At 57.1% G+C, this 24,423-nt stretch carries 26 protein-coding genes, 1 tRNA gene and 2 pseudogenes; 24 read left to right on the top strand and 5 right to left on the bottom strand.

Annotated elements, in window-relative coordinates; all coding sequences use genetic code 11:
* Positions 1-75 precede the first annotated feature (75 nt).
* The 5 genes from rpmH (at position 76) to mnmE (ending at position 4,145) form a co-directional block, all read left to right on the top strand.
* Positions 76-210: a 50S ribosomal protein L34 gene (gene rpmH / locus ACZ5CE_RS15060; protein ID WP_464575707.1), complete on the top strand. Its 135-nt coding sequence runs from the start codon at positions 76-78 to the stop codon at positions 208-210.
* Positions 211-588, top strand: coding sequence for a ribonuclease P protein component (gene rnpA, locus ACZ5CE_RS15055; protein WP_464575706.1), 378 nt, complete (start codon positions 211-213; stop codon positions 586-588).
* Positions 576-785 carry a membrane protein insertion efficiency factor YidD gene (gene yidD / locus ACZ5CE_RS15050; protein ID WP_464575705.1) on the top strand — a complete coding sequence of 70 codons (210 nt, stop codon included), beginning with the start codon at positions 576-578 and terminating at the stop codon, positions 783-785. Before rnpA ends, yidD begins: the two co-directional genes overlap by 13 nt.
* Positions 786-863: 78 nt before the next feature.
* Positions 864-2,579, top strand: coding sequence for a membrane protein insertase YidC (gene yidC / locus ACZ5CE_RS15045; RefSeq protein ID WP_464575704.1), 1,716 nt, complete (start codon positions 864-866; stop codon positions 2,577-2,579).
* Positions 2,580-2,759: 180 nt separating this feature from the next.
* The gene (gene mnmE, locus ACZ5CE_RS15040; RefSeq protein ID WP_464575703.1) at positions 2,760-4,145 is read left to right on the top strand and encodes a tRNA uridine-5-carboxymethylaminomethyl(34) synthesis GTPase MnmE; all 1,386 of its coding nucleotides are present in this window, start codon (positions 2,760-2,762) and stop codon (positions 4,143-4,145) included.
* Positions 4,146-4,243: 98 nt separating this feature from the next.
* Here the strand turns inward: mnmE and tnpA are convergent.
* Positions 4,244-4,674, bottom strand: a pseudogene (gene tnpA / locus ACZ5CE_RS15035) (IS200/IS605 family transposase).
* A gap of 258 nt (positions 4,675-4,932) precedes the next feature.
* Between tnpA and mnmG the strand changes: the two are divergent.
* From mnmG to ACZ5CE_RS15010, 5 genes are all read left to right on the top strand, one after another.
* Positions 4,933-6,849 (top strand): tRNA uridine-5-carboxymethylaminomethyl(34) synthesis enzyme MnmG, encoded by a 1,917-nt coding sequence (mnmG, locus tag ACZ5CE_RS15030; protein ID WP_464577550.1) that lies wholly within the window; start codon positions 4,933-4,935, stop codon positions 6,847-6,849.
* Positions 6,846-7,481: a 16S rRNA (guanine(527)-N(7))-methyltransferase RsmG gene (rsmG, locus tag ACZ5CE_RS15025; RefSeq protein WP_464575702.1), complete on the top strand. Its 636-nt coding sequence runs from the start codon at positions 6,846-6,848 to the stop codon at positions 7,479-7,481. The genes mnmG and rsmG overlap by 4 nt, the downstream gene beginning before the upstream one ends.
* 340 nt (positions 7,482-7,821) lie before the next feature.
* Entirely contained in the window at positions 7,822-8,667 is an 846-nt protein-coding gene (locus tag ACZ5CE_RS15020) for a ParA family protein (protein WP_464575701.1), read from the top strand.
* Entirely contained in the window at positions 8,645-9,508 is an 864-nt protein-coding gene (locus ACZ5CE_RS15015; protein WP_464575700.1) for a ParB/RepB/Spo0J family partition protein, read from the top strand. The genes ACZ5CE_RS15020 and ACZ5CE_RS15015 overlap by 23 nt, the downstream gene beginning before the upstream one ends.
* A 439-nt stretch (positions 9,509-9,947) precedes the next feature.
* A complete protein-coding gene (locus ACZ5CE_RS15010; protein WP_464575058.1) occupies positions 9,948-10,763 on the top strand; it encodes a methane monooxygenase/ammonia monooxygenase subunit C in 816 nt (271 codons plus the stop codon).
* Here the strand turns inward: ACZ5CE_RS15010 and ACZ5CE_RS15005 are convergent.
* Positions 10,760-10,975, bottom strand: a complete 216-nt coding sequence (locus tag ACZ5CE_RS15005; RefSeq protein WP_464575057.1) for a hypothetical protein — start codon at positions 10,973-10,975, stop codon at positions 10,760-10,762. The genes ACZ5CE_RS15010 and ACZ5CE_RS15005 overlap by 4 nt on opposite strands.
* Before the next feature lie 36 nt (positions 10,976-11,011).
* On the opposite strand from ACZ5CE_RS15005, the gene ACZ5CE_RS15000 reads away from it, so the two are divergent.
* The 7 genes from ACZ5CE_RS15000 to ACZ5CE_RS14970 all read left to right on the top strand — a co-directional run bounded on the left by ACZ5CE_RS15000 (position 11,012) and on the right by ACZ5CE_RS14970 (position 17,761).
* Entirely contained in the window at positions 11,012-11,836 is an 825-nt protein-coding gene (locus ACZ5CE_RS15000) for a methane monooxygenase/ammonia monooxygenase subunit A (RefSeq protein WP_464575056.1), read from the top strand.
* The gene (locus tag ACZ5CE_RS14995; RefSeq protein ID WP_464575055.1) at positions 11,836-13,095 is read left to right on the top strand and encodes a methane monooxygenase/ammonia monooxygenase subunit B; all 1,260 of its coding nucleotides are present in this window, start codon (positions 11,836-11,838) and stop codon (positions 13,093-13,095) included. Before ACZ5CE_RS15000 ends, ACZ5CE_RS14995 begins: the two co-directional genes overlap by 1 nt.
* A 156-nt stretch (positions 13,096-13,251) precedes the next feature.
* The gene (locus ACZ5CE_RS14990) at positions 13,252-13,824 is read left to right on the top strand and encodes a hypothetical protein (RefSeq protein WP_464575699.1); all 573 of its coding nucleotides are present in this window, start codon (positions 13,252-13,254) and stop codon (positions 13,822-13,824) included.
* An 82-nt stretch (positions 13,825-13,906) separates the two neighbouring features.
* Positions 13,907-14,482: a hypothetical protein gene (locus ACZ5CE_RS14985; RefSeq protein WP_464575698.1), complete on the top strand. Its 576-nt coding sequence runs from the start codon at positions 13,907-13,909 to the stop codon at positions 14,480-14,482.
* Positions 14,483-14,616: 134 nt separating this feature from the next.
* Positions 14,617-15,048 (top strand): copper resistance CopC family protein, encoded by a 432-nt coding sequence (locus tag ACZ5CE_RS14980; protein WP_464575697.1) that lies wholly within the window; start codon positions 14,617-14,619, stop codon positions 15,046-15,048.
* Positions 15,045-17,171, top strand: a complete 2,127-nt coding sequence (locus ACZ5CE_RS14975) for a CopD family protein (RefSeq protein WP_464575696.1) — start codon at positions 15,045-15,047, stop codon at positions 17,169-17,171. Before ACZ5CE_RS14980 ends, ACZ5CE_RS14975 begins: the two co-directional genes overlap by 4 nt.
* A gap of 101 nt (positions 17,172-17,272) precedes the next feature.
* A complete protein-coding gene (locus ACZ5CE_RS14970) occupies positions 17,273-17,761 on the top strand; it encodes a hypothetical protein (protein WP_464575695.1) in 489 nt (162 codons plus the stop codon).
* Between the two features lie 14 nt (positions 17,762-17,775).
* On the opposite strand, the gene ACZ5CE_RS14965 is transcribed toward ACZ5CE_RS14970, so the two are convergent.
* The gene (locus tag ACZ5CE_RS14965) at positions 17,776-19,095 is read right to left on the bottom strand and encodes an MFS transporter (protein ID WP_464575694.1); all 1,320 of its coding nucleotides are present in this window, start codon (positions 19,093-19,095) and stop codon (positions 17,776-17,778) included.
* Between the two features lie 1,138 nt (positions 19,096-20,233).
* Complete coding sequence (locus ACZ5CE_RS14960; protein ID WP_464575693.1) at positions 20,234-20,509, bottom strand: hypothetical protein; 276 nt, start codon at positions 20,507-20,509, stop codon at positions 20,234-20,236.
* Between the two features lie 418 nt (positions 20,510-20,927).
* On the opposite strand from ACZ5CE_RS14960, the gene ACZ5CE_RS14955 reads away from it, so the two are divergent.
* The 5 genes and pseudogenes from ACZ5CE_RS14955 to ACZ5CE_RS14935 all read left to right on the top strand — a co-directional run bounded on the left by ACZ5CE_RS14955 (position 20,928) and on the right by ACZ5CE_RS14935 (position 22,747).
* Positions 20,928-21,188 (top strand): hypothetical protein, encoded by a 261-nt coding sequence (locus tag ACZ5CE_RS14955; protein WP_464575691.1) that lies wholly within the window; start codon positions 20,928-20,930, stop codon positions 21,186-21,188.
* A 6-nt stretch (positions 21,189-21,194) separates the two neighbouring features.
* Positions 21,195-21,611: an isochorismatase family protein gene (locus tag ACZ5CE_RS14950; RefSeq protein ID WP_464575690.1), complete on the top strand. Its 417-nt coding sequence runs from the start codon at positions 21,195-21,197 to the stop codon at positions 21,609-21,611.
* A gap of 63 nt (positions 21,612-21,674) precedes the next feature.
* A complete protein-coding gene (locus ACZ5CE_RS14945; protein ID WP_464575689.1) occupies positions 21,675-22,430 on the top strand; it encodes a DNA-3-methyladenine glycosylase I in 756 nt (251 codons plus the stop codon).
* A gap of 37 nt (positions 22,431-22,467) precedes the next feature.
* Positions 22,468-22,575 (top strand): annotated as a pseudogene (locus tag ACZ5CE_RS14940) (LysR family transcriptional regulator); the annotation flags it as partial.
* 46 nt (positions 22,576-22,621) lie between these two features.
* Positions 22,622-22,747: a DUF2274 domain-containing protein gene (locus ACZ5CE_RS14935; protein WP_464575687.1), complete on the top strand. Its 126-nt coding sequence runs from the start codon at positions 22,622-22,624 to the stop codon at positions 22,745-22,747.
* Between the two features lie 112 nt (positions 22,748-22,859).
* On the opposite strand, the gene ACZ5CE_RS14930 is transcribed toward ACZ5CE_RS14935, so the two are convergent.
* Positions 22,860-22,935: transfer RNA gene (locus ACZ5CE_RS14930), tRNA-Thr, on the bottom strand.
* 339 nt (positions 22,936-23,274) lie between these two features.
* On the opposite strand from ACZ5CE_RS14930, the gene aroQ reads away from it, so the two are divergent.
* Together aroQ and accB are read left to right on the top strand one after the other, a co-directional pair.
* Positions 23,275-23,742, top strand: a complete 468-nt coding sequence (aroQ, locus tag ACZ5CE_RS14925) for a type II 3-dehydroquinate dehydratase (protein ID WP_464575686.1) — start codon at positions 23,275-23,277, stop codon at positions 23,740-23,742.
* Between the two features lie 209 nt (positions 23,743-23,951).
* Complete coding sequence (gene accB, locus ACZ5CE_RS14920) at positions 23,952-24,413, top strand: acetyl-CoA carboxylase biotin carboxyl carrier protein (RefSeq protein ID WP_464575685.1); 462 nt, start codon at positions 23,952-23,954, stop codon at positions 24,411-24,413.
* Positions 24,414-24,423 lie beyond the last annotated feature (10 nt).

The raw sequence follows: 24,423 nt of genomic DNA, 5'->3' as shown, positions 1-24,423 counted from the left end.
ATAGGTTGACTAGGATTAGCTAAAGAGTTGTAATGCGAAGTTTTATTTAGCAAGCTTAGGGGAGAAGGAAGAGCAATGAAACGCACTTATCAGCCGTCCGTGACGCGCAGGAAGCGGACGCACGGGTTCCGGATCCGGATGAAAACCACTGGCGGAGCGCTTGTCATCCGAGCCCGTCGTGCCAAGGGGCGAGCACGCCTGGCGGTATGATTGCATCGCATCGCTAGCTTGAGCCGGGATTTTATTAATCGCTTTCCGAAAAGTCACCGGCTTCACGATGCAGAAGAATTCTCCGCAGTTATCCGGTTTCGCTGTTCTGTGAGCAGTGAATTCCTTCAGGCTTTTGCAAAACCGAATGATCGGGCGCACCCCCGCCTGGGATTGATTGTCGCCCGGAAAATCGAGCGCTTGGCAGTCAACCGGAACAGGATCAAACGTGAGTTGAGGGAAGTGTTTCGTGCACAACAGGGGCAAATGGCTGGCCTGGATCTCGTGTTGCGCTTGCGCCGCCCCTTGCGGCAGGCAGGTTCGGGGCTGGCGGAAGAGGCGGGCAAGCTCATGATGGAATTACAGCGATGTCGCGGATAATCATTGGTTTCATCAAGATATATCAATATTGTCTGAGTCCGTTTTTCGGTCCTTCGTGCCGTTTCAGCCCTTCCTGTTCGCATTATGCGTGCGAGGCGCTGGACAGACACGGATTTTTTCGGGGAACATGCCTTGCTATATGGAGGATATTGCGCTGCAATCCGTGTGGACGGGGCGGACATGATCCTGTTCCCTAGGCGTTGTTTGCGCTATCGTGGATCGCCGAATTCGAGGAGTCCTTTAATCGTAGTGAAAATAATAAGACAGTAAGCAAGATGGATACCCAAAAACTCGTACTTTTCCTGATCTTTTCAACTTCGCTGCTATTTCTTTGGGATGCCTGGCAAAAAGAGCGCCTGGCTCCGCCCCCTGCTTCGGTAGCCACACAGGGCGCGACTGGAGAGGCCGGCGCGCCTCATCAGGAAGACATGCCCATACCGGGGGAAAAGCTCGCTACGGCACAGGCTGGCTCAGGACCTTCGAGCTCGGACGGCACGGTTCCGGTAAAAGCTGGCAACCTCCCTGTGGGGGAAAAAATAACCATCAAGACAGATCTCGTCACCGCGGAAATCGATACAGCGGGAGGGGACCTGCGCCGTTTGGAGCTGCTGCAGCACCCGGACAAGGAAGACAGGAGCAAGCCGTTCGCGCTGTTGCAAGCTCGGCAGGGGCATGTTTACATAGCCCAATCCGGGCTCATAGGGGACAGCCTTCCCAATCACAAGACCCGTTATACCGCGGATTCGGAAAGCTATGCGCTGCAGGCGGGGGAGGATAAAGTGGAGGTGCGGCTGGCTGGTCCGGAAGTGGATAACGTGCGCGTCACAAAAATCTACACTTTCCGCCGGGGCAGTTATGTCATCGATGTGAGCTTCGAAGTGGCCAATGGTGGGGCCGCGACAATCCAGCCATTTTCCTATTTCCAGATGCTTCGCGATAGTCCGCCGCCGGCGGGATCGTTTTTCATGGTTCCAACCTATACCGGCGCTGCGCTTTATACCGAGCAGGAAAAATTCAAGAAAATCGAGTTTTCCGCCCTGGATAAAGGCACGGCAAGCTATCCCAAGAATGCGGATAACGGATGGATAGCCATGCTGCAGCACTACTTCCTTACAGCCTGGCTGCCCAAGGAAAAGACGCAGCGTGAATTTTATGCCAAGCGGCTAGCCGATAACGAATATACGGCGGGCGTAATCGTTCCGGTAGGGATGATAGAGCCGGGCAGCATAGCGCGTGTCACCGTTCCGCTGTATGCAGGTCCGGAAGAGCAGAGCAAGCTCGCGGAAGTGGCGCCCGGACTGGATCTGGCGGTCGATTACGGGTGGCTGACGGTAATAGGTGCACCGTTATTCTGGTTGTTGTCGTTGTTTCAGTCCTGGACCGGGAACTGGGGGGTGGCAATCATCCTGTTGACGATGTCGGTGAAGCTGGCTTTTTTCCCCTTGTCCGCCGCGGGATACCGTTCCATGGCCAAGTTGCGGCTGGTCACGCCGAAACTTCAGCGGTTGCGCGAACAGCATGGGAACGATCGCGAGCGGATGCATCAGGCCATGATGGAATTTTACAAAACGGAAAAGATCAATCCAATGGGGGGTTGCCTGCCGATATTGGTTCAGATTCCGGTGTTTATCTCGCTTTACTGGGTATTGCTCGCGAGCGTGGAGCTCCGGTACGCGCCGTTCGCGTTATGGATAGAAGATTTATCTTCGCCCGATCCTTATTACGTCCTGCCCGTGATGATGGCGATCTCCATGTTCGTCCAGACCAAGCTCAGCCCTCCCGCGACCGATCCCATACAGCAGAAGGTCATGCAGATCATGCCCTTTGCCTTTGCTGTTTTCTTTTTCTTCTTTCCAGCGGGCTTGGTGCTTTACTCTCTCGTGAACAATGTGCTTTCCATTGCTCAACAATGGCAGATCACACGCATGATCGAGCGTAGTGCAGGGACATCAGGCATTGCTGGCAAAAAGAAGGATACTCTCAAAAGCTGATCTGACCCATGCTCACGCGGGAGGTAGCAGCCCCCCGCGAGAGCATGCCGGCACGGCCTTGTAGCGAGCCCACCATATAGCTGAACGTCGAGTACTGCGAAAAGTCTTGGCGTGTCATAGCTCCAAAACGGAAATGAACGGTTAACTGCCGGATTCAGGATTATATTCACTCGTAAGTAAGTGATCACTTCTGATATCATCGCTGCCATTGCTACACCACCCGGAAGGGGCGGGATCGGCGTGGTGCGGGTTTCAGGACCAAATCTCCATGGGTTGGTCTTGAAGATGATCGGAAGTATGCTTCAGCCGCGTCGTGCCACTTTTTGCAAGTTTCTTGATGAGAACGGCGCGGCGATCGACCAGGGCATCGCGCTCTATTTCCCCTCCCCCCACTCCTACACGGGCGAAGATGTATTGGAATTGCAGGGTCACGGCGGCACAGCGGTAACCGGCCTGGTGCTGGCGAGTTGCCTTCGCGCCGGCGCTCGCCTGGCCCAGCCGGGGGAATTCACGCTACGCGCATTTTTTAACGACAAGATTGATCTGGCGCAAGCGGAAAGCGTGGCTGATATTGTCAATGCCCGGACCGGAGAGGCGGTCCGGTGCGCATTGCGGTCCTTGCAAGGCGAATTTTCCACGGCGATACACGACATGGTGCGCGCGCTGACAGAATTGAGGATCATGGTGGAGGCCGGCCTGGATTTTCCAGAGGAATATGCGGAGGATGCCGAGCATGGGGAGAGCCCCTGCTTTGCTGCCGATGCCCGGATCGAGGAGAGACTGGAGGAGCTTCAGTCGCGGCTTTCCCGGGTGCTCGCCGCGGCCCGTCAGGGAAGCCTTCTGCGGGAAGGCATGAGCATCGTCATCGCCGGGCAGCCTAACGTCGGGAAGTCGAGTTTGCTGAACAGGCTTGCGGGAGAAGAGGTGGCCATCGTCACTGATGTTCCGGGGACGACGCGCGACACCATCAGCCAGAGCATCGAGGTGGAGGGAATACCCTTGCACGTGACGGATACGGCCGGACTGCGGGAGACGGTGGATGCCGTGGAAAGGGAGGGCATTGGGCGGGCGCGTGGGGCTTTGAGCAAGGCGGATCTGGCACTGATGCTGATGGATTGTCGCAGCGGCATGACTGCCGCAGACCGGGCCATACTGGACAGTTTTCCCTGCGAGCTGCCGGTGCTTCATGTATATAACAAGACGGATCTCGCAGCCGGGATGGTGCCCAACGGCGTGGGGGATGCCGACGGGCAGGAAATTTATCTTTCAGCGAGAACTGGCTTGGGTATCGAGTTGTTGCGCCGGAAGCTGGCGGATCTCGCCGGCCGCAAATCCGGCACGGAAGCCGAAGGCATGTTCATGGCGCGCCAGCGGCATTTGCAGGACTTGATGCGGGGAGGCACGCATATTCAGCAGGCGCTGGACTTGGTTGGCGATCCTGGCCAGGCGGTTTTTGTCGCGGAAGAGCTACGTTTGGCGCAGCAATCCCTTTCCTCCATCACGGGCGAATTCACCGCTGATGATTTGTTGGGCGAGATATTTTCGCACTTCTGCATCGGCAAATAGCCATTTGGCGCTGCACGCACCAGTCGCCTGCGGTCCATTGCTGGTGGGTTGAGGCTGCGGACTGAAAGTCCGGATACGCGTCGCCTGAACGACGCGTCCTAATCGGGTTCCATTCTGAAATCATCGTCAGGCCTTGGCTCAAAATGATGCCCCAGATATTCCTCAATCATCTCCTCCGTCATTTGATCTGCCGTCGCACAGAAGCATCCTCTCGCCCAAAAATGCTTTCTCCGATATTTCTTCTTCAGGCGCGGATGCTCTTCAAACAGCTTGCTCGATGTGCGACCCTTGATCCGCCTCATGATCTCGCTTGGCGCCAACGCCGGCGGACAACTGGTCTGAATGTGCACGTGATCCTTCCTCACCACACCTTCACTATTCTGATCTCAAAGGCTTCACAGGTCTCTCGCACCAGCTCTCGAACTCGCTCCGCTACTTCCTCTTTCAGTATCTTGTACCGGTACTTCGTTACCCATACAAAATGATACTCAATCTGGTATACCGTATGACTGCCGTATCTGTATTCCATGCAACCCCTCGCCTCTTCGTGCAGCATATTGTCGCAGCTAAAGCTGACCGGCTAAAGCCGGTGGTTCTAACCTCGGAATGGAAAATAACCGTCTGCAGCCTGTGCTTATGTTTCACGTGAAACATAAAGTTCTGCAACCAGAAGAAAACTCATGAGCTGATTATCCATGACGTGCGCTACCCGCTGCTTACCCTGTCCTCCATTTTGCCGTAAAATGATTGTCAGTAAGGAAGCTTTGTCCTGTTGACATCAATCCAAATGCATTTTCCCCAGCAATTCGACGTAATCGTAATAGGAGGGGGCCACGCTGGCACCGAGGCGGCACTGGCTGCCGCGCGCATGAGCCAGAAAACCCTGCTGCTCACCCACAATATCGAAACGATAGGGCAGATGTCCTGCAACCCATCGATCGGCGGCATCGGAAAAGGCCATCTGGTAAAAGAGGTAGATGCGCTGGGCGGGGCCATGGCCGCGGCTGCCGACGAAGCCGGGATTCAGTTTCGCACGCTCAATTCCAGCAAGGGTCCGGCGGTGCGGGCTACGCGAGCCCAGGCCGACCGCCAGATTTATCGCCAGGCGATTCGCAGGCGAGTCGAAAATCAGACCAATCTCTGGCTTTTCCAGCAGGGGGTGGATGATCTGATCCTCGAGGGCGAGCGCGTGGCGGGTGTGGTGACGCAGTTGGGGATAAGCATTGCGGCGCGCGTAGTCGTACTGACCGCAGGCACCTTCCTGGCCGGCGTGGCGCATGCGGGTTCGGTCAGCTTCAAGGCGGGGCGCGCCGGCGATCCCCCTTCGATCAGTCTGGCGGCTCGCCTGCGCGAGTTGCAACTGGCGGTAGGGCGCCTCAAAACCGGGACGCCGCCGCGCATCGATGGCCGCAGCATCGATTACTCCGCTATGCTCGAACAACCCGGCGATACTCCCCTTCCCATTTTTTCCTTTCTGGGTTCTCCCGCCGTGCGTCCCCGGCAGTTGCCTTGCTGGATCACCCATACTAATGCTGAAACCCACGACATCATCCGCGGGGGCCTGGACCGCTCTCCCTTGTTCACGGGCATGATCGAAGGCGTTGGTCCGCGGTATTGCCCGTCGATCGAAGACAAGGTGGTGCGTTTCGCGGGCAAGGATGCTCACCAGATCTTTCTTGAGCCCGAAGGGCTTTCCACCAACGAGGTCTATCCTAACGGGATCTCCACGAGCTTGCCATTCGATCTGCAGGCGAGGCTGGTGCGTTCCATAAAAGGACTGGAACAGGCGCATATCACGCGACCGGGTTATGCGATCGAGTATGATTACTTCGATCCGAGGGAGCTGAAACGCTCGTTGGAAACAAAAAAAATAGAAGGGCTATTCTTTGCCGGACAGATCAACGGCACTACGGGCTACGAGGAAGCCGCAGCCCAGGGCCTGCTGGCGGGGATCAACGCCGCGCTCAAGAACCAGGAAAGGGATGCGTGGTGTCCGCGCCGGGACGAGGCTTATCTTGGCGTGCTGGTCGATGATCTCATCACCCGGGGTGTGACGGAACCTTATCGCATGTTCACCAGCCGCGCCGAATATCGCTTGCAATTGCGCGAAGACAACGCCGATTTACGGCTGACTGACGCAGGGCGGAGGATGGGCGTGGTGGATGATGCGCGCTGGGCAGCGTTCGATGCCAAGCGGGAAGCTATTGCGCGGGAGCAGCAGAGATTGAAAGCGACGTGGTTCGGTCCCAGGGCGTGCGCCAACGCCTTGCCCGAGGCTGATGCGTTGCGCGTTCTCGGCAAGACGCTGGATCGTGATTGTTCGTTGTATGAGCTGCTGCGGCGTCCCGATGTGTCCTATGCTTCCTTGATGACGCTGCCCGGATGCGGGGAAGGCGCTGCCGATCCACAGGCTGCCGAACAAGTCGAGATCCAGGCGAAGTATGATGGATATATTTCCCGCCAGAAGGAGGAAATGGAGCGAAATTCACATTACGAGGAAATCCCATTGCCGCAGGACCTGGATTATGCAGCCGTAAAGGGCCTTTCCCGTGAGGTCCAGCAAAAACTCAACCAGCACAAGCCGGAAACAGCCGGCCAAGCCGCCCGGATTTCCGGCATCACCCCTGCGGCAATTTCATTATTGCTGGTGCACGTGAAGCGCGGATTTTCAGGCCGGGGCGTGAAGAAAAAGAAAAGCGCATGAACTTGCCTGCATTGCTGGCAGCGGGGATCGCGACACTCGGTCTTGATATTTCCCCTGAAGCCCGGCTTCGACTGCTCGAACATTTGGCGTTGGTGCAGAAGTGGAGTCGCGTGCATAATCTTACCGCGATGCGCGACCCGGAGATGATGCTGACAGGCCACGTTCTCGACAGCCTTGCGGTTGTGCCTTGCATTACCGGTCCCCGTATCGTCGATATTGGCGCCGGTGGGGGTTTTCCCGGCATTCCCCTGGCGCTGTCGCACCCCGGCTGGCATGTTACCCTGGTCGAAAGCAGCCATAAAAAAGCTGCGTTTCTCCAGCAGGCGCGTATCGACCTGCAATTGAAGAACGTCGAGGTAGTGAATAGCCGTGCTGAAGAATTTCAGGCAATGGAGGGCTTCGATACGGTTATTTCCCGTGCTTTTGCCAGTTTGGCCGACTTTGCCGGTCTGGCAGGACACCTCGCTCTTCACCGGGGTGGCAGGCTGGTGGCCATGAAAGGCGTGTATCCTCACGAGGAACTGCTCCACCTGCCGGCTCGTTTTGCTGTCGAGAGCATCCTGCCCATCACGGTTCCTGGTCTTGCGGCGGAGCGGCATCTGGTGATAATCAAGGCGCCAGGGCTTTCGTAGGGCAGCCCTGAACAAGTCTCCGCTGGCGCGACGGTGACTTTGCGGGATGGGATGCGCGAAAGGCGACGACGCGAATGGTTGATCCCCTTCGCTAGGAGCCTGGCAAGGAAGACCGCCCGCAAAGCCCTGTCCCATTCGCGTTGCTGGTAAAATCGGGCGCTCATGGCGTTGCGCTCCTTGGCATCGTAGTCCAGGCTACGACCATTGTCGCGCGCCTTATGATCATCCCGATTTTACCAGCAACGCGCGTAGTGAGGACTTACTCAGGGCTTCCTAGGATCCGGAACAAGGCGTATTGCTTCAGTGTTCAGTATTGCAACAAGACCAGCGAGTGGGACAGATGGCGAAAATTCTGGCGATAACGAATCAAAAAGGCGGAGTCGGTAAAACCACCACCAGCGTCAATCTTGCAGCCAGTCTTGCCGCGGCGAAACGCCGCGTGCTGCTGGTCGACCTGGATCCCCAAGGGAATGCGACGATGGGAAGCGGCGTGGATAAGGGCATCCTTGAGCATACCGTTTACCAAGTGCTATTGGGTAGCAAGTCGATTTCGGAGGTGCGGGTCGTTTCGACCGCAGGTAAATATGACCTTGTTCCCGCAAATCGCGAGCTGGCGGGCGCCGAAATCGAAATGGTGGACCTGGCCCAGCGGGAAACGCGTTTCAAAGAGGCGCTCCAGGAAGTGGAGCACCAGTATGATTTCATTTTGATCGATTGCCCGCCTGCGCTCAGCCTTCTCACGCTCAACGGGTTGTGCGCGGCTTCCGCGGTCATGATCCCCATGCAATGCGAGTATTATGCGCTGGAGGGCCTAAGCGATCTACTCAACACCATAAAAAAGGTACGCGCCAATCTGAATCCCTCGCTGGAAATAGAAGGATTGCTGAGGACAATGTTCGATCCACGCAACAGTCTGGCGCAACAGGTTTCCGATCAATTGCAAGAGCATTTCGGCAACAAGGTTTACCGTACGGTGATTCCTCGCAACGTGCGCCTGGCCGAAGCGCCGAGCTTCGGTATTCCGGCGCTCTACCACGATAAACTGTCCAAGGGCACGCAGGCTTATCTGGCACTCGCCGGGGAGCTTCTCAACCGGTATTCAGAGGATTCTTCCCTGCCCGTAGAGTTGCCATCATCCCAAATCGAGATACAGGAATTATCTAATGAAATCAATAAGATTAGGTAGAGGTCTAGACGCGCTGCTGGCTGGAGATAATGACAATGTCAAATCTGGCGATTCGCTGCGAAACCTGGATGTGTCGTTGCTGCAGCCGGGAAAATACCAGCCCCGCACGCGCATGGACCAGGAGTCCTTGGCCGAACTTGCCGAATCCGTTAAAGCACAGGGTATCATGCAGCCGGTTCTGGTTCGAGCCGTTTCCGCCGGGCGTTTCGAAATCATAGCCGGAGAACGGCGATGGCGAGCGGCGCAGCTCGCCGGCCTTTCCGAAGTGCCCGCCCTGGTTCGCGAGGTTGCGGACGATGCTGCGCTGGCGATGTCGCTGATCGAGAACATTCAGCGCGAAGATCTCAACCCACTGGAAGAGGCGCTGGGTATCCAGCGGCTTATCAAGGAATTTGGAATGACTCACCAGGATGCCAGCCAGACGCTGGGCAATTCCCGGAGTGCCATTTCCAATCTTTTACGCTTGCTCAACCTTTCCGCTCCAGTCCAGGATTTGCTGATGCAGGGGAAGATCGACATGGGGCATGGACGTGCCCTGCTCCCGCTTTCTCCTGCCAGCCAGATAGAAACGGCCAATCTGGTGGTGCATAAGCAGCTTTCGGTGCGCGAAACGGAAAGGCTGGTGCAGCGGATGGAGCATTCGGCGTCGAAGCCGGTTCCCAAGCCGGACCGCGATCTGCTGCGTTTACAGGAAGAGGTTTCCGCGAAGCTCGGCGCGGAAGTCGTGATAAAACCTGGAAAAAAGGGCAAAGGCGCCATCCTTATCCATTACAGCAATCTCGACCATCTGGACGGAATACTGGCACGGTTTCAGGCGGGAGCAACCGGCGGAAATGGGTAGCAACAGGTGCGGTTCGATAGCAAAACCGGGTTTTCATTCGAGCATTTTTCATTAAAGGTCAAAAGCGAATCTACAGAGGATCCCAGGCCTGATCCCAAACTGCTTGACTTGGGCGATCTTCGCGGATAGTCTTTACGGGGTTGTGGGTATGTAAAGTATCTGTAAGAACGGGTGGACGGGCGGGAACTGGCGGGATCGGGATATCTGGGAAGGGAAGATATTTTGGATTGTGCCGGGTAGCATCGGCCGGGCGCCAGGGTAGTAACGAGTGTAACAAGTAACGGGAAAGAGAAGAAAGAAGGAAGCCCGATCCGGGAAGCGAGCATGCTGGCCTGCAGTTCTTGGGGCAGGAAGGAAGGAATGGGGGCAGGCGGCAATGCGGCCGGGCGGCCGGGCAGGAAGGAGCGGCACTTGATCAACGCAATAGGAGATAAATGAAATGGCAACAACACTAGGGACGTCAAGCCACGCGGCGTCGAGCGGACGCGACTACGACATGTCGCTGTGGTACGACTCGAAGTGGTACAAATTTGGGTTATTGACCATGCTGGGCGTAGCGATTTTCTGGATTTGGTTCCAGAGGACGTTTGCCTACTCGCACGGGATGGACTCGATGGAACCCGAATTCGAGAAGGTATGGATGGGTCTGTGGCGGGTTCACATGATCGTCATGCCGATATTTGCACTGGTGACCTGGGGCTGGATATGGAAGACCCGCGACACCAAGGAACAGCTGGACAACCTGGACCCCAAGCTGGAAGTCAAGCGTTACTTCTACTGGATGATGTGGCTGGGCGTGTACCTGTTTGGCGTATACTGGGGCGGCAGCTTCTTCACCGAGCAGGACGCCTCCTGGCACCAGGTCATCATACGCGACACCAGCTTCACCCCGAGCCACGTGGTGGTGTTCTACGGCTCCTTTCCCATGTACATCGTCTGCGGCGTGGCGAGCTACCTGTATGCCATGACGCGCCTGCCGCTGTACTCGCGCGGGACCTCGTTTCCGCTGGTCATGGCCATTGCCGGCCCGCTCATGATTCTGCCGAACGTGGGATTGAACGAATGGGGCCATGCCTTCTGGTTCATGGAAGAACTGTTTAGCGCGCCGCTGCACTGGGGCTTCGTCATCCTGGGCTGGTCCGGGCTGTTTTCTGGCGGCATTGCTGCCCAGATCATCACCCGCTACTCCAACCTGACCGACGTCGTCTGGAACAACCAGAGCAAAGTCATCCTCAACAACCGCATCGTACCCTAAGAAACGAAACACTGGAACACGGGCAACAGAAGAGGAAGCAGGAACGCAACAGAGGAACTGGCGGCTGCACCCCCGCAAACTGCAGCAAGCAGCGGCCCGGGAACCCGGGCAGCCGCCGCAACACCCAGGGAACAGCCTGCGCCCGGCTTGCGCGACACGCAAGCAATCGCAAGCGCAAACACCGCGAGCAGGCGGCAAGGAACATTTCGCAAACAAGGAATCAACGACACACATGAGGGGAGGGCGCGATGAGCAGAACAGATGAAATAATACGGGCGGCGAAAATGCCGCCGGAAGCGGTAAAGATGTCCAGGATGATAGACGTGATCTATTTTCCCATTCTGTGCATTTTATTGGTTGGAACCTACCACATGCACTTCATGCTGCTGGCAGGAGACTGGGACTTCTGGCTGGACTGGAAAGACCGGCAATGGTGGCCGGTGGTCACCCCGATCGTGGGCATCACCTACTGTGCAGCCATCATGTACTACCTATGGGTCAACTACCGGCTGCCCTATGGCGCCACCCTATGCATCGTCTGCCTGCTGGTAGGCGAATGGCTGACCCGGTTCTGGGGCTTCTACTGGTGGTCGCACTACCCCATCAACTTCGTGTTTCCCTCCACCATGATACCGGGAGCGCTCGTGATGGACACCGTCATGCTGCTCACCCGCAACTGGATGATCACCGCCCTGGTAGGCGGAGGCGCGTTCGGACTGCTGTTCTACCCCGGCAACTGGCCCATTTTTGGCCCGACCCACCTGCCGCTCGTGGCTGAAGGCGTGCTGCTCTCCCTGGCCGACTACACCGGCTTCCTGTATGTACGCACCGGCACCCCCGAGTACGTGCGGCTGATCGAACAAGGATCGCTGCGCACCTTTGGCGGCCACACCACCGTCATAGCCGCGTTCTTCTCCGCCTTCGTCTCCATGCTCATGTTCTGCGTATGGTGGTACTTTGGCAAGATCTACTGCACCGCCTTCTTCTACGTCAAAGGCCCGCGTGGACGCGTATCCATGAAGAATGACGTCACCGCCTATGGAGAAGAAGGGTTTCCGGAGGGGATCAAATAATGAACGCAAAGAACCTGATCAAACTGGGCAAAGTGGGGATAGCCGGCGTAGCTGGCGCTGCCACCCTGGCCTTGAGCCTCATGCTTGACATCTCCCCTGCGGCCGCGCACGGCGAACGCTCGCAAGAACCGTTCCTGCGCATGCGCACCATCCAGTGGTACGACATGAAATGGGGTCCTGACACCACCAAGGTCAACGACATCGCCACCATGACCGGCAAATTCCACCTTGCCGAAGACTGGCCGCGCGCCGTAGGCAAGCCGGGACGCGCCTTCTTCAACGTTGGCAGCCCCAGCCCCGTGTTCGTGCGGCTCTCCACCAAGCTCAACGGCGAACCCACCTACATCTCCGGCCCCCTGGAGATCGGGCGCGACTACGCCTTTGAAGTCAGGCTCAAGGCGCGCATACCCGGGCGCCACCACATGCACGCCATGGTCAACATCAAGGACGCAGGCCCGATTGCCGGCCCTGCCGCGTGGATGAACATCACCGGCAGCTGGGACGACTTCACCAACCCCGTCAAGCTGCTGACCGGCGAGACCATAGACACCGAGACCTTCAACTTCAACAACGGCATGTTCTGGCACATCCTGTGGCTGGGCCTTGGCATCTTCTGGATCGGCTACTACGTAGCCCGGCCCATGTTCCTGCCCAGAAGCCGGGTACTGCTGGCCTATGGAGACGACCTGCTGCTCGACCCCATGGACAAGAAAGTGGCCTGGATCGTTCTCATTGCCACCTTTGGCATCGTCTGGGGCGGGTATCGCTACACCGAGACCAAGCACCCGTACACCGTCCCCATCCAGGCGGGCGAATCCAAAGTGCAACCCATGCCCGTCAAGCCCAACCCCATCGCCATCAAGGTGACGCACGCCAACTACGACGTGCCGGGGCGTGCCCTGCGGGTGACCATGACCGTGACCAACAGTGGCGACACCGCCTACCGCATAGGCGAATTCACCACTGCGGGCGTACGGTTCATCAACAAAGTGGGATTGAAGCACCTGGACCGCAACTATCCGAAGGAACTGGTAGCCACCGGACTTTCGTTTGACAACGACAGCCCGATCCAGCCCGGAGAGACGCGCGAAGTCAAGATGGAAGCCAAGGACGCACTGTGGGAAGTACAGCGGCTGATGGCGCTTCTGGGCGACCCGGAAAGCCGGTTTGGCGGATTGCTCATGACATGGAGCGATTCGGGCGACCGCAACATCAACAGCATAGCAGGCGCTGTGATACCGGTCTTCACCAAACTCTAAAGCAACCCAGGCGAAACACCGGTCCGCCACCGTCGCCAGACGGCAGTGGATCGGTGTTTTTTAACGTGAGCGAAACAGAAGCAACCTCCCGTGCCGGCATCGCCGCGCGCAGGCGGGAAAGTGAAACAGCGTAATAGTCAAGCGGAGGACCGGTAGGTGGTTAGGCAAGTAACACAGGCATGCGCCACAATACTCGTCCTGATAGCAACCCTGCAGGCGGGAGCCGCGGGAGCGCATGGCAAGGTATCCTTGGAAGAAGACAGCTGCGTGCGGCGCATTGGCGACAGCATGGTGCACTTGAGCGCCTACCAGCCGCAATTCGAGCCCAGCGCCCAGTACTGCACCGAGATACCCAAAGGCGGGGACACCTACCTGGTAGTGGACCTGGTGGACCAGGCCCTGCGCGACATGCCCATCGGCATGCGCGTGATAAGAGGCACCAACGAGGCCGAAGACGAAACCGTGACCTACCTGCGCCCAAGCTACCATCCTGATGGCGTCATCCAGGGAGAAACCAGCCTGGACCAGGGGCTGTACACCGTCATCATCACCGCCGAAGGGCAGCCGCCATTGCGCTACCAGTATCCGCTGCGGGTACAGATGATCAACTATGCGCAGATATTCCGCACCGCCGTAGGCCCCCTGATCGGCCTGCTGGTGCTGATCCTGATTGCATACAAGCTCGTGAAATCCAAGCGCCTGCAGCGCTGGCGCGATTCACGGCGCTAGCAGGAGAACAGGAACCGGACCGGATCCGCAGTTCCGTGAACGATTTGACAAGATTTGACAATAATTCAAGAGGCGATTCGACATGTCCCTAAACACACTGAAATCCGCACTTGCCGGCCTGCTGCTGGCGATCGGGATTCCCTTTTCCGCCCAGGTGCAGGCCCACGGCGGCCTCTCCCTGGCCGATGACGTCTGCAAACTCACCATCGGGCCCTACACCATGCACTTTACCGGCTACCAGCCCGAAGCCACCCAGGAAAAGGAATTCTGCGAAGACATTCCCGCCATCGGGCGCACCGTCGTCGCCCTGGACTACATCGAAGAAGCCCTGCGTCCCCTGCCCACCGAAGTGCGCATCATCCGCGACACCGGCGATCCCGGCAAGGAACCGGGCAACCTGGACACCCTCACCATCCTGCACATTCCCGCCAAGGTCTACCCCAACGGCTCCATCAACTTTGAATACGACTTCATGCAGCCTGGCAAATTCGTCGGCCTCGTGACCGTGGGCGACAAGCAGGAGTATATCTCGCGCTTCCCCTTCTCCGTAGGCGAGCCCAAGGGCACCTCCCCCTACCTCATCTTCGGCATTGCCGCCGTGATAGGCGCCGTGGCGGTATTCTTCCTGCGCGCGCGCAAATCCCCTACGGCGGCCTGAAGAGAGCAAGGATGGCAAACCGGCCAGGCGCCATCGGGCATTCCTGGCCGAACCATACTGCAGCGAGGCAGTCCAACAGATACCAGTGCCCGGGCATGGGCGGCGGTCAGGTTAGTTTTGAACGAGGAGTGAGAATGGCATCATTTCGGGTTTCCTACAAGATCCAGCGGATCCAGCGGATTCGGCGGCTTGCCGCGGCGGGCATGCTGGCGCTGGCCATGGCCGGACTGCACAGCGGCACGGCACTGGCGCACGCCATGCTCGTCAAGGCCGAGCCCGCGCGCCGCGCCGCGCTCACCAAGGCGCCTTCGCAAGTGCGCCTGTGGTTCAACGAAGAAATCGAAAAGGATTACGCCTCCCTTGCGGTGCATGACGCGGCCAAGACTACCCCCGTTACCGAAGCCAAGCCGCATGTGGCAGCCGACGACCCCAAATCCATCGTGCTGCCCCTGCCGGAACTGGGGGCAGGGAAGTACACGGTAAAGTTTCGCGTCCTGTCCGTGGACGGGCACGTGGTCGACTCGTCCTATGACTTTACCGTAAAGAGCAAAGCACCGCAGAAATGATCGAGGTCATCGCGACGCTCCTGCGCTGGCTACAGCTTGCGTCCAACATGATCCTGGTCGGCGGTTGCGTGTTCCTGGCCATTGCCGGCGCCTACCACTCCCCCTGGGTCACCCGCCTGGAGCGCGCCCTGCCCTGGCTCTGTCTCCTTCTCCTGGTTGGGCTGCTGGGCATACTGGCCACCACCACCGGCCAGGCCACCGGCAATCCCGACAAGGCCTGGGACCCCCGGGCCTGGCTTGCCCTGATGCAAAACACCCGCATGGGACACATCTGGGCGGCGCGCGCCGCCTGCGCCGTGCTGGTCATGGCCATCGCCCTCTACATCCGCTACGCCCGGCACGCCACGCGCGCCCGCTGGCGCTACATCCTGTGCGCCAGCGCCGCCGCCCTGACGCTCACCGTAGGCTCGCTCGCCAGCCATGCCGCCGCCGAAGACCTCTCCATCGCCTCCATCCTGCCCTACGCCCTGCACATCATCCTCGCCAGCGTCTGGTTCGGCGCGCTGCCCGCCTTCCTGGTCGTGTGCTTTGCCTGCACCGAACCGGGCGCGCACGCCCCCCATCCCGGCATCCAGACCCAGGCCATCCAGCGCATCCACGCCCTGTTCCAGTCGCGCGAAGACGCCATCGCCGGCGACGCCCAGGCCCTCAAGCGCTTCTCCGCCATGGCCCTGCCGGTCATGCTGGCCGTGATCGCCACCGGCGTCATCATCACCGACCGCATGGTCGACACCAGCTATGGAGCGCTCGTGGCCACCCGCTACGGCTGGATACTCGATGCCAAGATCGGCCTTTTGGCCATCGTGCTCGTGATCGCCGCGCGCGCCCGCTCGATCTGGCTGCCCCAGCTCACCGGGCGGGCATCGGCCGAAGGCGGCAGGAATGGCCCCCCTCAGAAAGCCATGAACGGTGCTGCGGGCGGGCAGAAACTCAGGAAGTGGGTCAGCTTCGAATTCGTCCTGGCCATGGGCATCGTCCTGCTCGCCACCATCGTGGCCAACACCGTGCCCGCCAAACATGCCATCATCCAGGACTGGCCCTACTCCTTCCGCTTCTCGCTCGCCGCCACCTGGGGCGAACCCAGCGTCATGATCCGCGCCTGGAGCGGCGTAGCCCTGCTGGCGCTGGCAGGCGGCGCGCTCGTCCTGGGGCGCATCAAGCACTGGGACGCCAGGCGGCGCATCGGCATCCCGATACTCCTGGCCGTCATCGCCCTGGGAGTGGGACTGCCCCCGCTTGCCATCGACGCCTACCCCGAGACCTATCGCAAGACCCCGGTTCCGTTCGACACCATCTCCATAGCCAACGGCTCGGGCCTGTTCGCCGAGAACTGCGTGGCCTGCCATGGGCTCCAGGGCAAGGGCGACGGCGTCATGGCCAAGAGCTTCGCCAAGCCCCCGGTGGACATGCTCACCGAACCGCACACCGCCAAGCACACCGCAGGCGACTTCTTCCACTGGCTCACCTTCGGCATTCCCGACACCGGCATGCCGGTATTTGGCGACAAGCTCTCCGAAGAAGACCGCTGGGACGTGGTCAACTACCTGCACGCCATGTCGCGCGGCTACCAGGCGCGCCTCATGAGCCCCAAAGTCGTGCCCAGCCAGCCCCAGCCCTCCATGGGCCCGCCCAACTTCTCCTACTTCGCCCAGGACGGCTCAAGCGGCACCCTCAAGGACTTCCGCGGCAGCAAGAACGTACTGCTGGTGCTGTTCTCCTGGCCGCAGTCGCGCGAACGCATGGAACAACTGGCCAAGCTCTACCCCGCGCTCAAGAACGCCAACACCGTGCTCCTGGCCGTGCCCGAGGACGATCCGGACTCGCAGGAAATCGATGACATCACCAAAGAGGTGCCGTATCCGGTGGTGACCCAGGGCGCGCACGAGATCGTGCAAAGCTACAAACTGTTTCGCCGCACCCTGAACAAGCCCGACCTCCTGGGAGAGGGCAGCCTCCCTTCGCACATGGAATTTCTGGTGGACCGCTACGGCTACCTGCGCGCGCGCTGGATCCCCAGCGCCGATGGCTCCGCCTGGGACAATGCCGATGCCCTCATGCAGCAGGTCGCCCAGCTCAATTCCGAAAAGGAAATCCTCCCTCCCCCAGGCGATCATGTGCATTGAGGGCGACGGCAAGGTATCCAATCGCCTTCGCTGACCAGCGGGACGCTACGATGATTTTCGCACAGCAGGTTAACAATTCCGTCACACTAAGGAGAATGAAGATGAACAAATTCCTGGCCACCGCTCTGATCAGCATGGCGATGGCCGTGTCACTGCCTGCCAAGGCTCACACCGAAGCATATTTCGATTCCATCAATGCGCCTCATGGTGGCCAGATGCGCATGGCAGGCCCCTACCACCTGGAGCTGGTAACCCAGGATAAGGAAATCACGCTCTATGTGGCAGACCACTCGGATAAAAAAATCAGTACGGAAGGCGGTGTGGGCAAATTGGCATTCCAAGTCGGCAAGGCCAAACCAACGGAATCGATCAAGCTGGAACCGGCGGGAGACAATACCTTCAAGGGAACGGGAGAATTTTCACTCACTCCCGACACTGTCGTAATCGTTTTTCTGAAATTGCCGGAGGCCGAGGCGCAGTCCGCCCGTTTTACTCCGCTCAAGCCAAAAGCAAAGTCCGAGAAGAAAGCCGCTGAAACGAAGAAGCCAGCGTCCGGACATGACCACCATGATCATCATATGCATCACTGATCACGCTGGCTGGATCAGCTATCCGGGAAAGCATCTGGATGCAGCGCGGCACGGCGGCCTCGCTGTACATCCACCCCCGCCAGTATTATCAGGCCGATGATGAAATAAATACCGGTGATCAGCATGGCGAGACGGTGATCGCCTTGCGAAACCCAGCTTACCACGCCATATGTCAGCGGGCCCAGTATCGACGAGAGCTTTACCGCAAGTCCCCACAGGCCAAAAAACTCCGCTCGCCGGGTATCGGGGCTGAAGTAGCCTACCAGCGCCCTCGCCGCGGATTGCGAAGCTCCCAGACATAGCCCCGCCAAATTGGCAGCTGCCCAGAACATCGTGCGGCCCTCCGCCATCCAGGCTAGCAAAATCATGACGATCCAACCCACCAGAGTCAGCGCAATGGTCGGCACATGGCCGATTCTGTCTTGTAGGTTACCGAAAGAGAAAGCCCCCGCGGACGCTGTAAGGTTAACCACAAGAATCAAAAACATGGTGTCGCTGGTATTGAAACCCATCGCCTGCTGCGCATATATTGCCGCCAGAGTAATCACCGCCTGAATGCCGGCCTGATAAAACACCAGGCAGGCAAGAAAACGCACCAAGTCCCGGTAATCGCGCACGTGACGAAGCGTATGGCCCAGCCGGGAGAATGCTTCCAGCATGATATTTCGCCCCGGATAATGCGGCTGAGGCAGCGCCCGTTCTTTCAAATAACAAAAAGTCGGAATACTGGAAACGGCGAACAGCCCGGCGGTAATCAGCATGGTGACAGGAACGAACTCTTCCGCTGTCTTACCCATGCCCTGCGCCCAAGTCACGTAGGCGAGCGAACAGCCCAAGCTGACCAGCCCACCCAGATATCCCAGACTCCAGCCCCAACCGGACACCTTCCCCAGCGCCTTGCCCCGCGCCAACTCCGGTAAAAATGCGGCAATGAGATTTTCGCCGCAGCCAAAAAAGAAGTTGGAACAGACAAGAAAGACTATAGCCAGCCAGAGCTCGCCGGACCCGGCCAAAGACAGCAGCGCAGTGAATATCACGCAGCCGATGGTACTGAAAACAAGCAGGCGCTTTTTTGCGGCGTAAGCATCGGCGTAGGCTCCAAGTACCGGAGCGGTCAGGACGATGAGCGCATACGAAACCGCAAGCGAAGCCGTCCAGGCGAACGTTCCCCACTCCTTACCCTCCGCAACCACGGCCACGAAGTAAGCATTGAAAATAGCAGTAATGACGACTGTCGTATAACCCGAATTGGCGAAATCGAACATCGCCCATGACCAGGCTTCCCTTCCGCTCACGCCCTCCGCCAGATACTGTCTTCCATCATTTCGAGCCATGCTTGCGTCCCACAGAGTTTGTCGATAATCGATCAAATACCAATTCCGGTTTTTCCCCTCAACTGAAACTACCGCATTCGGAAAGCGCAATAGAAATCCATTCCGGATTTTACGGCAATCCATACTCACCATTGTTTTGATGCCACCTCCAGAGTCTCCCCTTGATCGATAGTGGAGTTCTCCGCGGCACTTACGTCTCCTGGAGGAAAGTAAGCACACACTTACGCTAAACGCCCATACCAGTCACTAGGCAGCAGAACCAAGTCTTTACCGGCGCGGTGTCCTGCTGCATTCAACCGCTACTCGATCCGCTTCGCGAAGTCCGTGGGTCGCGCTTCGGGAAGCCATGGATATCGCACCTTGGCGTCGTACTCCGCAACGACCACCGTCATATGCTTTCTTGACTATCCGATTTTATCAGCCACATGTCCGCGAGGGCTTGTCTAAAGCTTATAGGTAACAAGTTGTACTTAGGTCCAATAGCTATCCACAATGAAATTGATAAGATAAAAACCATTCCCTCGGGGGAAAAGAAGTGCCGGACCGCTATGACGAATGCCCTGGCAAACCTTCTTTCTGCGGATTAACGACAGGACACCTTGAACAGAGAGGTTAATTATGCATAAACCAGTTGAACTGGCGGCTTCACGGATTTTTCGTCTCTTGATCCGCCTGGTGGATACGATAGGAACGCTATTCTGGTATGAACGCCGGTTATCCGATGCAGCTACAAGACAGAAAGAAACGCGCGAAACCAGGGCCAAATGCTATTCCTCGAACTCAGGAATAAAATGCTGAACGACTGTGGCCGATGCCGGATTCTACCCCAGGACTTGCAGTAACCTCCCCGGCAGGCATTCCACTCAGGCCGCTCTGTGGTCGAGCCGGCGCGGCTCGGACCCACCTTAACTCCTGCAAATCAACGGTAGGGGCTATCGGTGTGGGCGCACCTATATATCGATCGTTGGCAGAAACAAAAGTGCAATAAAACCGGCTGGATCAATCCGTGTCAGGCCGGTTTTAACCTGAATCCGCCCTGTAGCGAACTCGCCATACAGGCGAACGTCGAGTACCGAGGAAAGTCTTTGTGGATCATAGTACTAAACTGAAAATCAGCGGGCAACTGCCGGATTTAGGTTTAGTGCTTCGACTGTCCCACTCCCACGCACACGTTCATCAGTACGCCTATCAGATTCAGCATCCCTTCGATCAGCAGATTCAAATGCTCTTCGCTGCGTTCAAAAGTTCGCAGCAATGCCAAAGTCTGGTCTATGGGGATTTCCCCGTGCTTTATCTGGTGATGTGCTAGATTCAACGCGAGTAGCCGGGCACATTCAGCAAGCTGCTCTTTTGTTGCCTTATTGATAAGAATCTCCGCCAGCTCGTAGGTCTGGTCAAATGTTACCTGTTCCATATCATTCCCATCGAATTTCCTGAGCTCCTGTTTAGGGGGCCTTCGGAGCAATCCGGCAGTACGCTGTTCCTGTCGAGCCGAACGGCGGGGGGCCAGATACTTATAGTTATAATTACCTGCAAGCCGAAAGACGCCAATCTATCCTGCGTCAAAAATCTATTCGTATCATAACCGTATCCAGGCGTTTTGCTATTGGACTGAAGTACCCCCAGCCGCATCATTTAAACGCTTCGCTTCCGCTTCCAGCATCCGTAAAAGTTCTCGCGAGACCCCGGCTCGCCATACGGTTGACTGGCAAAATTGATGCTTCTATATTACTTGCGTAATAAGGTACCGTCCGTCCACAACTACAAGGAGAGTGAAATATGAAGCTCGTTCAATTTTTCCGTAACGCAATCTTTGCCGTAGCAATCGCGTCATGAATACGCCGTCCTTGCAAGCCAATGCTGTTGACGCGGAATCCGTTACGGTGGATACGAAAGCAACCCAAAGTGCCCATTATGAGCGTCTGACGCGGGACAATGTGATTTTACTGATTGTCGATCACCAGGTTGGCTTATACACGGGTGTCCGTGATATCGATACCCTGCAGCTCAAGCACAATATCGTGGGATTGGCGAAAGCAGTCCAAGCTCTCAAGATTCCCATTATCGTTACGACCACGACCGAAAGAATGTGAGGACCAATGATCCCCGAACTCCAGGAAGCGCTGGCTGGCATCCAGCGCATCGAACGCACCACCGTGAACGCCTGGGACGATTCCCGCGTGGTTGCCGCCGTGAAAGCAACGGGGCGCAAGAAGCTCGTTATTACGGGCATCTCGACCGATGTTTGTTTGGCGTTGCCGGCAATTGCGGCCCTGGCTGATGGCTACACGACGTATGCAGTCGTCGACGCAGCCGGGAGCTTTACGAAAGAACAATCCGACCTGGGCATAATGCGGATGATCCAGGCAGGCGTTATCCCTGTTGGTTATTCAAACGTGGCTGTCGAAATCTTGGCCGACAACGCTGCTCCCGAAGCAAACGCTGTCTATAGCGCCTTAAATATGCCGTTTTCGGGTCTTGTCTATGACCTAAATCAGTATTTCTCCCATACATAGGCTCTCGCGCTGGAATGTGTAGCTTGGTGTGCTGCGCCAGATTCAGCGGTTCGGATCATTCCCTTGACCTGGGACGATTCCACCGATTTGGAGTACCGGCCGTCAAACGGATTGTTCTGCTCTGACATGAGCAACAGTTGCGATTTTTGGGGTCTTCTCGTTTTCAGCGCAAGCCATTACACGAATAAGCGTGCGGAAACTGACGGGCGCCAAGGGATGACAAAGAATGATCGACAAGGGTTGGCTATCCGATGTGAGTGGGCTGACAGCGATCCGCTGATGCAGGCGTATCACGATCACGAGTGGGGAATCCCTATTCGTGACTCACGCCTGATATGGGAGACGCTGATGCTTGAAGGGTTTCAGGCAGGCCTGGCTTGGATCATCGTGCTGCGCAAGCGTGACGCATTCCGTAAGGCATTTTCGGGCTTCGATCCAGCGAAGGTTGCACGCTACGATGAGCGCGACATTCTTAGGTTGATGGCAGACTCAGGAATCATCCGCGCTAGGGCAAAGATCGAGGCGACGATTCATGGGGCGCAGATCTACTGCGAAATGGAAAGTCGGAGTGAGAGTTTCAGCGACTTCTGCTGGTCGTTCACTGATGGTAAGGCTCTGCAGGGCAACGGGCAAAGCTGGATAGCAAGCTCGCCTCTTTCCGAGCGAATCTCGAAAGAGCTAAAGAGAAAGGGGTTCAAGTTCGTCGGCCCAACAATTGTCTATGCATGGATGCAAGCCGTGGGCATCATCAATGACCACTCGACAAGGTGCTTTCGACGAAAGCTGCTAATGCGAGCAAACCGATGCGAGCAGGAGTAGAAGTGGCCCTCAATAGAACTTTGGCACCAGATACTTCTTGGCCGTAGCTGAAGAACTCCACTTCGCTCGCGCGGCTGAACGATTGCACATTGAGCAATCGCCGCCGTTGTCACGAACAATAAAAGAGTTGGAAGAAGATCTTGGTGTCCATCGGCGACGAGCCGATGTTCTTCAAATAGGGGAGCAATGCGATGAGCACAATCAAGAAGCAGCGCTTGGGGCCGCTGCCCAAGACCGAGAGCGTCAAGTTGACCTTTGCCTGTCCGGCCGCCCTGAAAGCCGACCTTGACTGCTATGCCACACTGATTCGGAGATAGGGTCAACCTTTTTCTGAATGCTGCTTGGAGAACTAAAAACCTACATTTACCCTACACAAAATAAAAACTACCTTAGTTACTTACCGGTGGCATATTCAAATCATTGTTTTTATGGTGCTGTTGAGAGGAGTCGAACCTCCGACCTACTGATTACGAATCAGTTGCTCTACCAACTGAGCTACAACAGCCCAAGGAAATACATCCCGATTATAGAGGTTTGAAAAACTGCGGGCAAATGAGTTCTCAGGTGAGAAAGCGGATTCCCCTCCCAACTGCCATGTCAGGGAAAGATTACCGTGAACCGGACAGCACCGCAAAGTACGCAGCCGGTAAAAATACATTCCCCTCACCCGTCACCATCAGCAACCACGCAAAAATACCTCATTAAGCAAATTCATAAGTAAATTCCCGGGTTTGGCCAGGAATTCACAAGTGTTCCATAAATAACGGTTACTATTTCACGCCATTTTCGCCGAATAGCATTCAACACCTAGACAAGTTGAACGGTTTAAGTCAAACTTGCCGCCATGAAAAAGAGCGCTCCCTCACTGCGGCAAATCCTGGTTCTCCATGGCCCCAACCTGAATCTGTTGGGAACGCGTGAGCCCGGTATTTACGGCAATGCGACGCTTGCGGAAATTAACAGAAGTTTAACGATCTTAGCCGAAAAAGCGGGCGCAGGGTTAAAGGCGTATCAAAGTAATGCCGAAGCTGACCTGATAGCGCAAGTCCATCGCGCAATTGAGGAAAAGATTGATTTCATCATCATCAATCCGGCAGCATTTACCCATACCAGCATCGCGCTGCGCGATGCTCTCGCGGCCGCTCGCATTCCTTTTATCGAAATACATCTTTCCAACATATTTGCCCGGGATGCCTTTCGCCAGAAATCCTATTTCTCCGATCTCGCGGTAGGGGTGATTAGCGGCCTGGGGGCGAAAGGGTATGAGCTGGCATTGCAGTTTGCCTTGACCTCTATTCGTGCAGAGGGTTAGCTGGCTGCCAGGCTTTGCCAAACGCAAATTAATGGATGCGGGATGCGCGTTATGCGATTGATTATTGTGCGACCGCAGTGGTTCAGCTTGTTGCTTTCGCCTCTGTTTTACAAGTGGCGTAAGCAGCCTGGATACGGAAGCTCATTGAGCATGGCGGCATTGGGATAGTTCAGGACGCCTAGACTGGGCGGTGCTCCGGGAGGTGCATTATGGATTTAAGAAAACTCAAGAAATTGATCGATCTGGTAGAGGCTTCCGGCATCGCCGAGCTGGAGATAACCGAAGGCGAGGAAAAAGTGCGCATCAGCAGATCGACATCCTCGTCCCAGACGCAGGTGGCCACCGCGCCGCCCCTATCTGTACCGCAGCCCGGTTCGGTTGCAACGGCTCCTCCTCCCGGAGGCGCAGGGGCGGCTGCGGCGGCGGTATTGCCGGAAGGCCACGTGGTCAAGTCACCCATGGTAGGTACGTTCTATCGTTCTTCGGCGCCCGGCGCCAATCCCTTCGTGGAGATCGGGCAGACGGTAAAGGCTGGCGATACGCTCTGCATCATCGAGGCAATGAAGCTGCTCAACGAAATCGAATCGGACAAGAGCGGAACAATCAAGGCGGTGCTGGTGGAAAACGGTCAGCCGGTGGAGTATGGCGAGCCTTTGTTCGTGATCGAATGACCGGCATTCG

Source organism: Nitrosospira sp. TNL200, assembly GCF_055386305.1.
Note: the sequence above shows the minus strand (reverse complement) of the source record. Positions and strands in the feature narration are given on the sequence as shown.

What these genes read in the sequence shown, in the direction of transcription:
- mnmG (WP_464577550.1), top strand. Translation starts at nt 4,933, where the DNA reads ATGCATTTTCCCCAGCAATTCGACGTAATCGTAATAGGAGGGGGCCAC.
- yidD (WP_464575705.1), top strand. Translation starts at nt 576, where the DNA reads ATGTCGCGGATAATCATTGGTTTCATCAAGATATATCAATATTGTCTG.
- ACZ5CE_RS14970 (WP_464575695.1), top strand. Translation starts at nt 17,273, where the DNA reads ATGAACAAATTCCTGGCCACCGCTCTGATCAGCATGGCGATGGCCGTG.
- ACZ5CE_RS14965 (WP_464575694.1), bottom strand. Translation starts at nt 19,095, where the DNA reads ATGGCTCGAAATGATGGAAGACAGTATCTGGCGGAGGGCGTGAGCGGA.
- ACZ5CE_RS14955 (WP_464575691.1), top strand. Translation starts at nt 20,928, where the DNA reads ATGAATACGCCGTCCTTGCAAGCCAATGCTGTTGACGCGGAATCCGTT.
- ACZ5CE_RS15015 (WP_464575700.1), top strand. Translation starts at nt 8,645, where the DNA reads ATGAAATCAATAAGATTAGGTAGAGGTCTAGACGCGCTGCTGGCTGGA.
- ACZ5CE_RS14985 (WP_464575698.1), top strand. Translation starts at nt 13,907, where the DNA reads ATGTCCCTAAACACACTGAAATCCGCACTTGCCGGCCTGCTGCTGGCG.
- ACZ5CE_RS14935 (WP_464575687.1), top strand. Translation starts at nt 22,622, where the DNA reads ATGAGCACAATCAAGAAGCAGCGCTTGGGGCCGCTGCCCAAGACCGAG.
- ACZ5CE_RS14980 (WP_464575697.1), top strand. Translation starts at nt 14,617, where the DNA reads ATGGCATCATTTCGGGTTTCCTACAAGATCCAGCGGATCCAGCGGATT.
- rpmH (WP_464575707.1), top strand. Translation starts at nt 76, where the DNA reads ATGAAACGCACTTATCAGCCGTCCGTGACGCGCAGGAAGCGGACGCAC.
- ACZ5CE_RS15000 (WP_464575056.1), top strand. Translation starts at nt 11,012, where the DNA reads ATGAGCAGAACAGATGAAATAATACGGGCGGCGAAAATGCCGCCGGAA.
- ACZ5CE_RS14950 (WP_464575690.1), top strand. Translation starts at nt 21,195, where the DNA reads ATGATCCCCGAACTCCAGGAAGCGCTGGCTGGCATCCAGCGCATCGAA.
- yidC (WP_464575704.1), top strand. Translation starts at nt 864, where the DNA reads ATGGATACCCAAAAACTCGTACTTTTCCTGATCTTTTCAACTTCGCTG.
- accB (WP_464575685.1), top strand. Translation starts at nt 23,952, where the DNA reads ATGGATTTAAGAAAACTCAAGAAATTGATCGATCTGGTAGAGGCTTCC.
- aroQ (WP_464575686.1), top strand. Translation starts at nt 23,275, where the DNA reads ATGAAAAAGAGCGCTCCCTCACTGCGGCAAATCCTGGTTCTCCATGGC.
- ACZ5CE_RS14975 (WP_464575696.1), top strand. Translation starts at nt 15,045, where the DNA reads ATGATCGAGGTCATCGCGACGCTCCTGCGCTGGCTACAGCTTGCGTCC.
- rsmG (WP_464575702.1), top strand. Translation starts at nt 6,846, where the DNA reads ATGAACTTGCCTGCATTGCTGGCAGCGGGGATCGCGACACTCGGTCTT.
- ACZ5CE_RS15010 (WP_464575058.1), top strand. Translation starts at nt 9,948, where the DNA reads ATGGCAACAACACTAGGGACGTCAAGCCACGCGGCGTCGAGCGGACGC.
- ACZ5CE_RS14960 (WP_464575693.1), bottom strand. Translation starts at nt 20,509, where the DNA reads ATGGAACAGGTAACATTTGACCAGACCTACGAGCTGGCGGAGATTCTT.
- ACZ5CE_RS14995 (WP_464575055.1), top strand. Translation starts at nt 11,836, where the DNA reads ATGAACGCAAAGAACCTGATCAAACTGGGCAAAGTGGGGATAGCCGGC.
- ACZ5CE_RS15020 (WP_464575701.1), top strand. Translation starts at nt 7,822, where the DNA reads ATGGCGAAAATTCTGGCGATAACGAATCAAAAAGGCGGAGTCGGTAAA.